Origin of the sequence: Halioglobus maricola (assembly GCF_009388985.1) — a bacterium.
Lineage (GTDB): Bacteria > Pseudomonadota > Gammaproteobacteria > Pseudomonadales > Halieaceae > Halioglobus > Halioglobus maricola.
The window spans coordinates 2,262,360-2,276,067 of record NZ_CP036422.1 but is presented as its reverse complement, the minus strand read 5'-3'; the positions used below and the strand labels follow the sequence as shown (position 1 = coordinate 2,276,067).

Here is a 13,708-nt window from a genome sequence, read left to right as displayed (position 1 = left end):
TCTCACAGAAGATTCAGCAAGCTCTCCCGGCCTGCGGGCCGATTATTGGATCAAGGACTATGACGAAAAACAGCAGCAACGATCTGATTGCATCTTTGAATAACCCTTTCGCCGCCAACGATGAACAGGAATTCAAAGTCCCCGGACAGGTAGCCGCCGAGCCCGGGCTCTACGAGGAGGCCCTGAAAGCGGGGTGGGAACTGCAGCAACGTCCCTATCGGGCAAGCGGCGTTAAGAATACTCAGCGCCAGCACCTGAAAAATCGTATGACCATCTGGGAGCGCATAGAGTGTCTCGCAGATGAAGAACCCACGATCCTTTATCAAAACTGGGGCCCCAACCTCGACGGAGCCTCCCTGGTGACGGCTATCGTCAAGGTGAATGGCCGCGACGTCGCTCTATACGGACACGATTTCACCGTTCGGGCCGGCTCCATGGACGCCACCAACGGTAAAAAACTGGCCCGGCTGTTCGAACTGGCCGCAAAGCGCAAGATTCCACTGGTCGGTCTCAACGACTCGGCTGGTGCCTATATTCCCGCCGGCGTCGGTGGTCTCGATGGCTACGCCGATGCATTCACCGCGCTGCGCAAAATATCCGGTGTCGTACCGAGCATTATGTGTATGTTCGGTTTTAACGCTGGCGGTGGTTCTTACCTGCCTCGCCAGGGATCATTCCTGATCCAGCCCAACGATACTTTTTTCGGCCTGACCGGTCCGGGCGTCGTAAAATCTGTTCTCGGTGAAGATGTGACTCCCGATGAGCTTGGTGGCCCTGGCGTACACAGCCAGAGCGGCGTGACGGACTTTGTTGTGCCAGATGAGCTGGCCGCGCTGCGCAAGGTGCGCGAATTGTTGAACTACCTTCCCGCCAATAATGGTGAACTGCCGCCACATCAGCCTTCTTCCGATCCGAGTTCCCGCAAGACCTGGGATATCGATATTCTGCTGAAGAAGGCCTTCAATTCTCCCACCGGTTTTAACACGCCGGTTGATATCAGCATTCTGATTCAACAGCTCTGTGACCATGGCGATTTCCTGGAGATTCAGCCCGAGCGCGCTCGTAATACGATCACCGCTCTGGGTCGTATGGGTGGCAATGTGGTGGGCTTTGTTGCCAACAACTCCGCCGTTTCTTCAGGCCAGATAGATATCGATGCGGCCTACAAAAACGCGCGCTTTATTCGTTTCTGCAATCTGTACAACATCCCCATTATTTTCCTTGAAGACACCACTGGCTTCCTGCCGGGGCGTGAACAGGAGAGCCGCGGTATCGTCCAGGCTGGCCGCGCCATGCTGGATGCTATCGTCGATTTGCGCACGCCGCGCTTCCTGGTGCTGGTACGCAACGCCTTCGGCGGGGCATACGCGTCCTACAACAATTATCCCACCGGTGCAGACTTTGTCGTCGCTCTTCCCACCACTCGGGTTGCTGTGATGGGGCCAGCGGGAGTTGAGTATGTATACAAGGACGAACTGAAGAAAATTCGCGGCTCGATCAAAGACAGGGTCGCCAAGGAGACCCAGGCTCAGGTGGCAGCCGGCCTCGCGGAAGAGGCTGCGCGCGAAGCAGCCGACACGCTGGTGGCGGAGTGGGTAAAAGCAGAGGAACAACTGCTGGCCCAGCGCTATGAGCAGGAGCTCATGAACCCTAACGAGGCGCTCAGTCTCGGCTCAATATCGCAGATCGTGATGCCTTCTGACCTGCGTCAGGTACTGGCAGAGCAGATGGACTTCTGCCTGCGTCACTACGAGCCAAGCCCGCTGCAGTCTGTGCAGCGCGAGTTCCACTAAGCCCCGGCCAACGATTTACAGAGGATTCACACGTGTCCAACGAACACTACCTGCAAAACGCAATGATCCATCGTGACCGTCGCCTGGGGCGCCGCCACACAAACTGGGTCAATCAGTTTGACTGCACCCACATCTCTCCGCTGATTATCTGTCGCGGCCCCATCCGTAAAGAAGCGATGGATGTCTTCACCGAGATGGGTATTAGCCACTTCGGCATCCTGCTGTCCGAGAAAGATTCCATCGTCTATCAGGACGCGCTGGCTCCAGAACTGCGTTCCCTGACAGCGCCCGATCGTGTCCATCGTGTTCCGGACTACACCGGTGCGAATAAGGAAGAGCGCGATCAGCGCATTGCCCAGATCATCAATATTGCCAAGGAAAATGGCTACAACGCTATCTTTGCTGGCTACGGTTTCATGGCTGAAGACGAGGCCATGGTTGCGGCGATGGAACGGGCAGGGCTCAACTTCATCGGGCCCTGTTCGCGCACCGTGCACGACGCTGGCCTGAAGGATGAAGCGAAACGCACTGCGCTAAAAGCGGGCGTATCTGTGACCCCTGGTATCGACAACGGCACCGCATTAACGCTGCTTAAAAAGCATCCTGATGTGGCGGCGCTCAAAGCACTGGCCGCGGAACACGGCCTGAGCGTGGACGAGGCCAAGTTGGATGACGACAGTATCGAGCTGGCTGACAAGGCCGATCTGGTATTGGCCGCGTCCTATATCAAGGGCGTCGACATCTACACCGTGGATGAGTTGTGCGCCACTCTGACCGAAGCCGTAGATAAAATGGCAGCAGAGTATCCCGCTAATCGTATTCGCCTCAAGGCGATCTCCGGTGGCGGTGGCAAGGGCCAACGGATCCTCGGCATCGGTGAGTCTGGCCGCACGCCCGAAATGGTGCGTGAAATCCTTAACGAAGTGAAAACCACTGGCGTAGGCGACAACAAGAACGTCCTCGTTGAGCTGAACATTGAAACCACACGCCATCAGGAAATCCAGGTGGTGGGTAACGGTGAGTGGTCGATGACAATGGGTGGGCGTGATTGCTCCCTGCAGATGCACGAGCAGAAGCTGCTTGAAGTCTCGGTCACTGTCGAATCGCTGGAGGCTGCCATCGAGCAGGCGAGGGCGTCAGGCAATGCCATCGAACTGAAAGTTCTGGAGCAGGATCTCGAGACTTTGGTCGCGATGGAAGACGAGGCTACACGTTTTGGTGAGGCTGTTGGCCTCGATTCCGTGTCTACGTTTGAGTGCATCGTCGATCGCGACAAGCACTTTTTCATGGAGATGAATACCCGGATTCAGGTAGAGCACCGAGTGACTGAACTGTGCTACTCGTTGAAGTTCAGTAACCCTGACAATTCCGAGGATTCCTTTGTTGTTGAGTCGCTGGTCGAGTTGATGGTGCTGCTGGCCGCACATGGCCCGAAACTGCCGCGGCCCGAGCGGGCCCCTCGTTACAACGATTCGGTGGAGGCGCGCCTCAATGCCACTAACCAGGCGCTGCAGCCGAGTGCCGGCGGTGTCATTGAGTACTGGTCCGACGCAGTGGAGGGCGAGATTCGTGACGATCAGGGTATCAGCCTGCACAACCCGGATACCGATGTTTTCATGAAGTACACACTCGCCGGTGCCTACGATTCCAATATCGCCCTGTTGCTAACGGTCGGCGATACGCGTTTGGATACCTACGAGCGCATGGCGGAAGTTATTCGCCAAACGAATATGCGGGGCAAGGATCTCGCCACCAATCTCGAGTTTCATTACGGTCTGGTGAACTGGTTTATCGGCCAGAATATTAACGCCCGTCCGACCACGCGCTTTATCGTTCCTTATCTCACGGCAGTCGGTGAACTGAAGCAACGGGCCAACAACCTGGATCTCGGTTATGCCTGGCAACAGATATGCAAAGCCGAGCTAGCCAGTTCCACTGGCGACGCAGCCGCAGCGCTGAAGTCCAGCCTGGATCTCAAGCACACTTTGTTGCTGCGGCCGCTGGAAATGCTGCTGGCAGAGCCTCATATCTTGGCGGGTTGGCTGAGTATCAATCGCGATAGCTACACCATGGTCGAGGGTAAGATCAGCTGGAACGAGAACCCTCTCGAGCTGCTGGACGACACCTACCATTTCCTGAATATGGATTATATCAGCGGCGCGCCAGCGTCCAGCATGATCTGGGATCACGACAACGACGTGCTCCGTCAGGCATTGGATTTCTATGCTGAGCTGAATAATCGCCTGGACGCAGAAGATTGGATCGAGTTCCAATCAATACTGGCGAGTGAGGATGCTCCCGAAGGGATTAACAGTGAAATGTGGGCTCAGATTCGAGGGGCGCATGCGGGTTACCAGGCCGGGGTCGATATCCTTGCGGTGCTGCCCAGCATTGCAGAGGCGACGGCTTACTACGCACTGTGTGTGAATGACGATCTCACCATCAATATTCCTGAGCGATTGGAAGATGGAGAGTTGCAGGAGGCGATGGCCAAGATATTGGTGCCGCCGCCGGTTGCGAAGTCAGACGAAATTCTCGCCGAAAGCGGCGGGATGTTCTACGGCAGGGAGACACCTGAACACGAGTTGTATGTGAAGGAAGGTGATCACTTTGAAGCGGGTGATCCGCTGTTCATTGTCGAAGTCATGAAGATGTTCAACAAGGTCTATGCGCCATTTTCCGGAACCATCGATACGGTGCTGGTAGAGACTGACGGTGTGATCATCGGAAAAGGGCAGCCCATTTTCAAAATTACACCTGATGAGAAAATCGTCGTGGAATCTCCAGACGATATCGCAGCGCGGCGCCGCAGTGTCACCGGCGAATTTCTTGGCCAGCTGGTTTGAGGAGTAGACTATGATCACTGCACTGGATCACATTGCCATCGCTGTTCCCGATTTTGAGAAAGCGATTAAGCGCTTTATGGAGGACTTCGGTCTTCCCTTTGAGGGAACTGAAGACGTTATAGCAGCGAAGACGTCTACTGCCTTCTTCCCGCTACCACCGACCCAGATAGAGCTGGTCCATCCGCTCAATGGTGAGGGGCCGATTGCGGGATATCTCGAAAAGAAGGGCGGTGGTCTGCACCACCTTTGTTTTCGCTCCGACAATATCGAAGAGGATATAGCCCGGCTAAAAGAAAAGGGCTACCAGTTTCTTGGTGATGCACCGACAGCAGGCGCACACGGTTCCAAGGTGATTTTCATTCACCCCAAGAGCTGCGACGGCGTGTTGATTGAGATCAATCAGCCTGGCGACGAACATCACTAAATGCGTGGGTTTAGCTGAACCACGAGGAATGCGAGACACATTATGACCGACAAAATCTACGACAAGAACGCCGCTACTCCAGGGGCCTGGACTGACCTGGCGACGAAACAGCTACGCGGCAAACCACTTGAAGACCTGACCTGGCAAACACCTGAAGATATCGATGTTAAGCCGCTCTACACCGCGGCGGACACTGAAAACCTTGAATACACCGACACTATGCCGGGCCTCTCTCCCTATATCCGTGGCCCGCAGGCAACGATGTATGCAGGTCGACCCTGGACGATTCGACAATACGCGGGTTTCTCCACGGCGGAAGAGTCAAACGCCTTTTACCGCAAGGCGCTCGCCGCAGGCGGCCAGGGCGTATCGGTGGCCTTCGACCTCGCGACTCACCGTGGTTATGATTCTGATCACCCTCGCGTCTCTGGCGATGTTGGGAAGGCCGGTGTTGCGATCGACTCAGTGGAAGATATGAAGATCCTGTTTGATGGTATTCCATTGGACAAGGTTTCGGTCTCAATGACGATGAATGGCGCGGTACTGCCTGTGCTGGCTGGTTACATTGTTGCCGCCGAGGAACAGGGTGTTAGCCAGGATCAGTTGGCGGGCACTATCCAGAACGACATTCTCAAAGAGTTTATGGTGCGCAACACCTATATCTATCCCCCGGCCCCGAGCATGAAGATTATTGGCGATATCATTGCTTATTGCTCCGGGAATATGCCGAAGTTCAACACCATCTCCATATCCGGATATCACATCCAGGAGGCTGGCGCGAACGCAGCTCTAGAACTCGCCTATACCCTGGCAGACGGCAAAGAGTACATCCGCACAGCTCTCGCAGCCGGGCTCGACATCGACCAGTTTGCGCCGCGCCTGTCTTTCTTCTGGGGCATCGGTATGAACTTCTACATGGAAATCGCCAAGATGCGGGCCGCGAGGCTGCTGTGGGCGAAGATTGTCGGTGAGTTCAACCCCGAGAACCCCAAGAGTTCGATGCTGCGCACTCACAGCCAGACATCCGGCTGGTCGCTGACTGAACAGGACCCCTACAACAATGTAGTGCGCACCACGATCGAAGCAATGGCGGCCGTTTTCGGCGGCACCCAGTCGCTACACACTAACGCCCTGGATGAGGCAATAGCACTGCCGACGGAATTCTCGGCGCGTATCGCGCGGAACACCCAGCTCATCATCCAGGAAGAGAGCGGAATCACCAACGTGGTGGATCCGTGGGGAGGCTCTTACATGATGGAGAGCTTGACCCAGGATATTGCCGACAAGGCCTGGGAACTGATTGAGGAAGTTGAAGAAGCGGGCGGCATGGCCAAGGCGATTGAGACCGGCTTGCCCAAACTCAAGATCGAAGAGGCCGCAGCACGCAAGCAGGCCCGGATTGATCGCGGCGACGATGTCATCGTTGGCGTGAACAAATACGCTCTTGAAGAGGAAGATGAAATCGACACGCTCGAGGTCGATAACGACGCCGTGCGTGATTCACAGCTGGCGCGTCTTGCATCGATCAGGGAGCAGCGTGACGAAGCTGCGGTCGAAGCGATTCTCGAGGAAATCTACCAGTCCGCGGTGAGTGGAGAAGGGAACCTATTAGCCCTGGCCGTGGAGGCGACTCGTCGGCGTGCCACCGTAGGAGAGATTTCCTTCGCCATGGAACGCGAGTTCGGCCGCTTCAATGCCCAGGCTCAAACTGTCTCCGGCGTCTATGGCTCAGCATTCTCCGAGGATGAAGAGTGGCAGGGCATCAGCAAGGATATCGATCAGTTCGTAAGCGAGCACGGTCGCCGTCCGCGTATGCTGGTCTGCAAAATGGGCCAGGACGGGCACGACCGCGGTGCCAAAGTCGTCGCCACGGCGTTCGCTGACGTCGGTTTCGATATCGATCTCTCACCCATGTTCTCCACACCGGAAGAGGTTGCACGTCAGGCGATCGAAAACGACGTTCACGTTGTTGGGGCCTCTTCATTGGCCGCGGGGCACAAGACGCTGGTGCCAGAGCTCGTCGAAGAACTCAGGAAACAGGGTGCCGACGATATCGTCGTCATTGCCGGCGGTGTTATCCCTCGTCAGGACTACGACTACCTGTACAACGCGGGCGTGAAATGTATCTTTGGGCCCGGCACACCGATCCCGGCTTGTGCGCGCGAAGTGCTCGATGCCGTGAACGCGGTTAAGGCCTGAACGCCTGTCCATGCCCGCATTCGACCTGGAAACGCTGCTCAGCGGTAATCGGCGAGCTCTCGCCAAGGCCATTACTCTCGTCGAGTCCAAGCTCGACGAGCATCGGCTGCAGGCGCAGGGCATTCTCGAGCAGGTGCTTCCTTACAGCGGGCAAAGTATCCGGATCGGCATAACCGGTGTGCCCGGTGTCGGTAAATCGACGTTTATCGAGTCCTTTGGCCTGTATCTCATCGAACAGGGCAAACGGGTGGCTGTACTGGCGGTTGATCCCAGCTCGCCAATTGCCGGTGGGTCTATTCTTGGCGACAAAACCCGAATGGAGGAGTTGTCCCGCAGGGAAGAGGCGTTTATTCGACCCTCGCCCTCCGAGGGTGCTCTCGGTGGTGTCGCGCAGAAAACCCGTGAGACCATGCTGCTGTGTGAGGCAGCCGGGTATGACGTGATCCTTGTGGAGACTGTTGGTGTCGGTCAGAGCGAATACCAGGTGGCTGGTATGGTCGATTTCTTTATGGTGCTGATGCTTCCCGGTGGTGGCGATGAACTGCAAGGAATCAAGAAAGGCATCATGGAGTTGGCCGATGCATTAGTCATCAATAAAGCTGACGGAGAAAGCGAGAAGCTGGCATCCCTCGCGCGCCAGCAATACACAAGTGCAATGAATCTTCTCCGCCACACCAGTTTCTGGACGCCCCAGGTGATGACCTGTTCGGCGCTGAAGAAAATCAATATTGATGCAGTGTGGGGTATGTTGATCAATTACTACTTCGAAGCCCATTCGCAGGGCGCCTTCGCGACCAAACGCGCTGAACAGAACCGGGATTGGATGCATCAACTGGTCAACGAGATGTTGATGCTCAAGCTATCTCAAAGCGAGGGCGTGAAGCAGCTGCTACCTGAAATGGAAGCGGGTGTTGAGACGCAGAGGATTACGGCCTACGCTGCGGCGCAAAAAATCATCGAGCAGTTATAAGCTGCGTTCAGGAGGGCGTTAATTCGCTCGACTGCATCTCACCGGCTACAGCCTGCAGGGTCGGGGCGCCACCGTTGCGTCGCTGTTCGCGCTGGTGGTCACGCATATATTTTTCGAATTTCATCGCGTTCAACGGGCGCGTCCAGTGGAAGCCCTGGGCCTGATCGCAGCCAAGCACGAACAGGGCTTCAGCCATCTGCTGGCTCTCGACCCCCTCGGCAACCACTTTGATATTCAGGCGCGATGCAACCTGAATAATGGCCTCGACCAAAATGCGGCTCTGCTCGGCTTCGAGAATTTTGCTGATAAATGAGCGATCAATCTTAAGCACACCGACCTGAAATGCCTTTAAGTAACCGAGGTTCGAGTAGCCGGTGCCGAAGTCATCAATAGCGAGCTCAACGCCCAGTTTTCGCAGTTGCAACAGGGCTCGCTTGATTGACGCGCTGTTGTCTATCAGCAGCGATTCGGTGAGTTCCAGTTCCAGTCGCTGTGCAGCGAGGCCGTTCTTCTTCAAGGCTTCATCGACAACCTCGGTGATGGCCCCGCGGGAGAACTGTACGGGTGAGATGTTGACCGCCATGGTGAAGTCGCTTTCGATCAGTCCCAGCTCTTCACACTGTTTACAATAGCGACAGGCTTCTTCTACAACCCAGGTGCCCATCTCTTCAATCAAGCCTGATTGTTCGGCAACTGGAATGAAATCATCAGGCGTGATCAGGCCGCGAACAGGGTGATGCCATCGAATCAATGCCTCGGCACCGATGATCCGGCCTGTGGCAAGATCAATTTTAGGCTGATAGTAAAGCTCAAACTGTCGTTTACTCAGCCCCTCGTGAAGATAGGACAGAATGTTAAGGCGGTCCTGCACCCGCTGGTGCATTGCCTCATTGAAGAAGTGGTAGTTGTTCCGGCCAGAATCCTTGGTGTGATACATGGCGATATCTGCCTGGCGGCAGATCGTGTCGAAGTCCTCGCCGTCGTCTGGCGCTATCGCAATACCAATGGAGGCAGTGACCACGATATCAGAGTCGCCGATGGCAACTGGCTTTTTAACCTCCTGCAAAATTTTGCTGGCAACACTGGTCATCAGCTCAGCATCATCTACCGACTCCAGGATAATGAGAAATTCGTCGCCCCCGAGGCGCGATACACAATCTGTGGTGCGTACCGTACTGATCAGGCGCTGTGCAGTTTCCTGTAGAAATTCATCTCCCCCTTGATGGCCGAAGGAATCGTTCACATTCTTGAAGTCGTCCAGGTCCATGAACATGAGGCAGACCTTGGTGTCAGTGCGCTGGCTGACGGCCAATGCATGCTCAAACTGCTCGCGTGCGAGTAGCCGATTGGGGAGGCTGGTGAGGGCATCGTGATGTGCCAGTTCGCGAATCTTGAACTGGGACTCGTTTACCCTATGGATTTCCCGGCTTAGCCGCTCCATGGTCGCGCGCATATCTTCGGCGAATACCCAGACGGCAAAACTGGTCACCATAAGGATGACGATAATCATGGCCGCGGTGTAGAGGTTGCCAGGCTGAAGCTGATGAATGTAAACGCCGGTCGTATTGGCGAGACCTATCAGGAAAACAGTAATGATCGCCGAGACGGTTACGGCGACAAAGATCCAGCGGCTGCCAACCACCGCCGAGAACAGAATGAGGGCTGGTATGGCGAGCATCGCCTCGTCGTGTAAACCCTTATACGTCCACATGAGCCCGAAGACTGGTGTTGCCAGGATGATAACAAGCGCATTGGTGGCCAGATCGGGCCTTCCCTTGCGTATCAGGATAGGGACGCAGGTAATGGCGACGGCCAGACCAGCTAACACGAGTGCAAGCTCAGTATGACCGATAATGAGCTGGACCACGATCAGCGCAAATAAAGCACACTCCAGCGCCCAAAACACTGTAGTAAGTCGAGAAAACCTATAACCTTCGGTTATATCTTTCACATGTTCGACCTTTGTAAGCAGGCCTTTCAGATCGTCCATTGATTGAGCTAGCAAGCTCCTCTCAATTCTGCGCCGTCTATCGCGAGCATCTCAATTGAGTATAGCCCTATTAAAGCGTTTGGCTATGTCCGAAAGTACTAGTCGCGATGACTGGTGACCGCGATTAAAACCGGTTAGTCTCAATCGGGCCTAACTAACTCATAATTATTGGTGACATGCGCTTCGTGCCACTGGACAAGTTGATCAATCTTCACGACGGCTACACCTGCACGTTCAAGATTGATCACCATCAACTCCTGTTGTTGCAGAGAGATGGCCAGCGCTATCTTGTCGACGCAGTATGCCCGCACCGGGAGCATCCCCTGGACGCTGCGTTGGTATCAGGCGGTGTTATTCAGTGTGCCGCACACCACTACCGTTTCTCCCTCGCAGACGGCCGGTTGCTCGAGAACACCGAGGAGCCCTGTGGGGGCTTGCGGATCTGGGAACTGGTGTACGAGGGCAATGAGATCGGTGTTGTTATCGACGATCAGAGCATCTGATATGAGCAGCGCACTACCTCCCGAGAACGAACGCCTGCAGCTCCCGGAGGGTTCTATTTTCTCGGAGCGACTCGAGCTGAGAATGGTGACTTATCGCGACCTGCATGCGCTACTCAAAATCCATCGCGTGGAGGAGGTTAATCGCTATCTCCCCTTTGAGACATGGCGGGGCATGGACGACGCTGAGATCTGGTTTGACAAGGTCAGGCAACGGCACCGCGATCGCGAGGCCATTCAATGGGTCATCTGCGATCGAACCAGCGGGGCGATCTGCGGTAGCTGTATCTTGTTCGGTTACGAACATGACCACGAACGTATTGAGATCGGCTACGGCCTCGGCCGCCATCACTGGGGTAGAGGGGTCGCCAGAGAAGCTGTGAGCCGGCTGATCAGTTATGCGTTTGACGATATGGCCGTGCGCCGTATTGACGCCAGGGTTGATCCACGTAACGACGCCTCGAATGGCCTTTTGGAGCGCCTGGGGTTCACTCTGGAGGGGCGCCAACGAGAGCGGCAGCTGCTCAAGGGAGAGCTGGTTGACGTGAACCTGTGGGGCTTGCTTCGTTCCCGGTGGCCTCAAGCGCAAAAATAGCTGCTTTGGCCAAATTCATGCCGCATTCATGCCAAGTATTCCGCCAATTATGCTGAGAAATAATGTACACTATTTGCCGCCTGAATTCCGGTGAATGCCTCCGGAATTGCCCCGTTACACGCTCAATCAGAGGACACTATGTCAAGCAACGCTAATACGATCTACTACACACTCACGGATGAGGCGCCTTCTCTGGCCACCTGCTCTCTGCTTCCTATAGTGCGCACCTTTACCAGCGCCGCTAACATCGACGTCAAGATCACCGATATTTCCCTCGCCGGTCGTATTTTGTCGGGTTTTCCCGACTACCTTGCTGAGGAACAGCGGGTGCAGGACGGATTGGCTTTTCTGGGTGAGCTCACGCAGGACCCTGACGCCAACATTATCAAATTGCCGAACATTAGTGCTTCAGTGCCTCAGTTGAAGGATTGTATCGCCGAACTTCAAGGACAGGGCTATGCACTGCCTGACTATCCTGAGACACCGGAGACCGATGAGGAAAAGGATGTGGCAGCTCGCTACTCCAAAGTTCTCGGCAGCGCCGTAAACCCGGTTCTGCGCGAAGGTAATTCGGACCGGCGCGCGCCCGGTGCGGTGAAACAGTTTGTAAAAAAATTCCCGCACTCGATGGGCGCCTGGAGCATGGCATCTCGCTCCCACGCTGATTATATGCGCGGCGGCGATTTCTACTCAGCAGAACAGTCATTCACCATGGCTCAGGCGGGCGATGTCCGCATTGAGTTCGTTTCCCCGGATGGCACGGTGTCCGTCAAGAAGGAATTGCCACTGCTTGAGGGCGAGGTGGTCGACAGCATGCGTATGAGCGCCAAGGCCTTGCGTGAGTTCCTCGAAGAGACCATGCAAGACGCCAAAGACTCTGGTGTGATGTGGTCCCTGCACGTCAAAGCGACCATGATGAAGGTCTCGCATCCCATTGTTTTCGGACACGCGGTGACAGTGTTCTATAAGGACCTGTTCGAAAAGCACGCGGCGTTGTTCGAAGAGCTGGGTGTGAATCCCAACAACGGCCTCTCAAGCGTCTACGAGAAAATCGAATCACTGCCACGTTCCAAGCGCGAAGAGATCGCGCAGGATATTCACGACTGTTACGAACACCGGCCGGAACTGGCGATGGTTGATTCCGTGAAAGGGATTACCAATCTGCACGTGCCGTCTGACGTGATCGTGGATGCGTCCATGCCCGCAATGATCCGCAATGGCGGCAAAATGTGGGGTCCTGACGGCAAGCCAAAGGACACCAAGGCAGTCATGCCCGAAAGCACCTATTCGGTGCTGTATCAGGAGATGATCAATTTCTGTAAAACCAATGGCGCATTCGATCCAACGACCTGCGGCACGGTTCCCAACGTCGGTTTAATGGCCAAGAAAGCCGAAGAGTACGGCTCGCACGATAAGACGTTCGAGATTGAGGAAGAGGGCGTGATGCGCGTTGTAGACGCTTCAGGCAATGTGCTGACACAGCACGACGTCGAGCCGGGCGATATCTGGCGCGCCTGCCAGACCAAGGATGAGGCAATTCGCGATTGGGTGAAACTCGCCGTCACTCGCTCACGCCAGTCCGATACGCCGGTCATCTTCTGGCTTGATCGCAATCGCGCACACGATATCGAGCTGATCAAAAAGGTGAATACCTACCTGAAGGATCATGATACTGACGGTCTGGATATCCGGATCATGACCTATGTTGAGGCCATCCGTCGCAGCATGGAACGCATGATTCGCGGTTCCGACACGATTTCTGCCACGGGCAATGTATTGCGCGACTACCTGACTGACCTGTTCCCGATTATGGAATTGGGTACCTCGGCCAAGATGCTCTCAATCGTGCCTATGCTGAAAGGCGGCGGTATGTATGAAACTGGCGCCGGCGGCTCCGCCCCCAAACACGTTCAGCAGTTGCAGGAAGAGAATCACCTGCGCTGGGATTCTCTGGGCGAATTCCTCGCACTGGCGGTCTCACTGGAAGATATGGGTATCAAGCAGGATAACCAGGCAGCGGCTATTCTGGCGAAAACGCTGGATACTGCCACCGGTAAGTTGCTCGAAAACAACAAGTCACCCTCGCGCAAGGTGGGTGAGCTGGACAATCGTGGCAGCCACTTTTACCTGGGCCTGTACTGGGCACAGGCAGTCGCGGCGCAGGATGAAGATCCCGCGCTGGCCGCGAAATTTGCGCCTCTCGCGGAAGCGCTTGCCGGGGCGGAAGAAGCCATCATATCCGAGTTGGAACAGGCCCAGGGCAAGCCTGTGCAGGAGGAGGGCTACGGCTATTACCATGCCGATCGCGCAGCGGTTAAGCGGATCATGCGCGCCAGTCCTAGTTTGAACGCCATATTGGCCGACGCTAACACCTGAGTCTCGCCTGAGAAG

Annotated in this window: 9 protein-coding genes; 8 read left to right on the top strand and 1 reads right to left on the bottom strand. The window is 55.6% G+C overall.

Annotation, left to right across the window (positions count from 1 at the left end; genetic code table 11):
• Nucleotides 1-59 precede the first annotated feature (59 nt).
• From EY643_RS10245 to meaB, 5 genes are read left to right on the top strand one after another with little or no spacing between them, the layout of a single operon-like run.
• Nucleotides 60-1,793, top strand: a complete 1,734-nt coding sequence (locus EY643_RS10245) for an acyl-CoA carboxylase subunit beta (RefSeq protein WP_152662118.1) — start codon at nt 60-62, stop codon at nt 1,791-1,793.
• 32 nt (nt 1,794-1,825) lie between these two features.
• On the top strand, nt 1,826-4,639 hold the full coding sequence (locus tag EY643_RS10240) for an ATP-binding protein (protein WP_152662117.1): 2,814 nt from the start codon (nt 1,826-1,828) through the stop codon (nt 4,637-4,639).
• 10 nt (nt 4,640-4,649) lie between these two features.
• Nucleotides 4,650-5,063 carry a methylmalonyl-CoA epimerase gene (mce, locus tag EY643_RS10235; protein WP_152662116.1) on the top strand — a complete coding sequence of 138 codons (414 nt, stop codon included), beginning with the start codon at nt 4,650-4,652 and terminating at the stop codon, nt 5,061-5,063.
• Nucleotides 5,064-5,105: 42 nt separating this feature from the next.
• Nucleotides 5,106-7,262, top strand: coding sequence for a methylmalonyl-CoA mutase (gene scpA, locus EY643_RS10230; RefSeq protein ID WP_152662115.1), 2,157 nt, complete (start codon nt 5,106-5,108; stop codon nt 7,260-7,262).
• Between the two features lie 10 nt (nt 7,263-7,272).
• Nucleotides 7,273-8,232: a methylmalonyl Co-A mutase-associated GTPase MeaB gene (meaB, locus tag EY643_RS10225; protein ID WP_152662114.1), complete on the top strand. Its 960-nt coding sequence runs from the start codon at nt 7,273-7,275 to the stop codon at nt 8,230-8,232.
• A gap of 7 nt (nt 8,233-8,239) precedes the next feature.
• Here the strand turns inward: meaB and EY643_RS10220 are convergent, their stop codons facing one another.
• Nucleotides 8,240-10,099 (bottom strand): putative bifunctional diguanylate cyclase/phosphodiesterase, encoded by a 1,860-nt coding sequence (locus tag EY643_RS10220; protein ID WP_170287353.1) that lies wholly within the window; start codon nt 10,097-10,099, stop codon nt 8,240-8,242.
• Between the two features lie 299 nt (nt 10,100-10,398).
• On the opposite strand from EY643_RS10220, the gene EY643_RS10215 reads away from it, so the two are divergent.
• From EY643_RS10215 to EY643_RS10205, 3 genes are all read left to right on the top strand, one after another.
• Entirely contained in the window at nt 10,399-10,725 is a 327-nt protein-coding gene (locus EY643_RS10215) for a Rieske (2Fe-2S) protein (protein WP_152662112.1), read from the top strand.
• A 1-nt stretch (nt 10,726) separates the two neighbouring features.
• Entirely contained in the window at nt 10,727-11,317 is a 591-nt protein-coding gene (locus tag EY643_RS10210) for a GNAT family N-acetyltransferase (protein WP_170287352.1), read from the top strand.
• Nucleotides 11,318-11,455: 138 nt separating this feature from the next.
• Nucleotides 11,456-13,693: an NADP-dependent isocitrate dehydrogenase gene (locus tag EY643_RS10205; RefSeq protein WP_152662110.1), complete on the top strand. Its 2,238-nt coding sequence runs from the start codon at nt 11,456-11,458 to the stop codon at nt 13,691-13,693.
• Nucleotides 13,694-13,708 lie beyond the last annotated feature (15 nt).

Bases quoted from the DNA above. Each gene is read 5' to 3' on its own strand.
- EY643_RS10245 (WP_152662118.1), top strand. From the start codon at position 60: ATGACGAAAAACAGCAGCAACGATCTGATTGCATCTTTGAATAACCCT.
- mce (WP_152662116.1), top strand. From the start codon at position 4,650: ATGATCACTGCACTGGATCACATTGCCATCGCTGTTCCCGATTTTGAG.
- scpA (WP_152662115.1), top strand. From the start codon at position 5,106: ATGACCGACAAAATCTACGACAAGAACGCCGCTACTCCAGGGGCCTGG.
- meaB (WP_152662114.1), top strand. From the start codon at position 7,273: ATGCCCGCATTCGACCTGGAAACGCTGCTCAGCGGTAATCGGCGAGCT.
- EY643_RS10215 (WP_152662112.1), top strand. From the start codon at position 10,399: ATGCGCTTCGTGCCACTGGACAAGTTGATCAATCTTCACGACGGCTAC.
- EY643_RS10210 (WP_170287352.1), top strand. From the start codon at position 10,727: ATGAGCAGCGCACTACCTCCCGAGAACGAACGCCTGCAGCTCCCGGAG.
- EY643_RS10205 (WP_152662110.1), top strand. From the start codon at position 11,456: ATGTCAAGCAACGCTAATACGATCTACTACACACTCACGGATGAGGCG.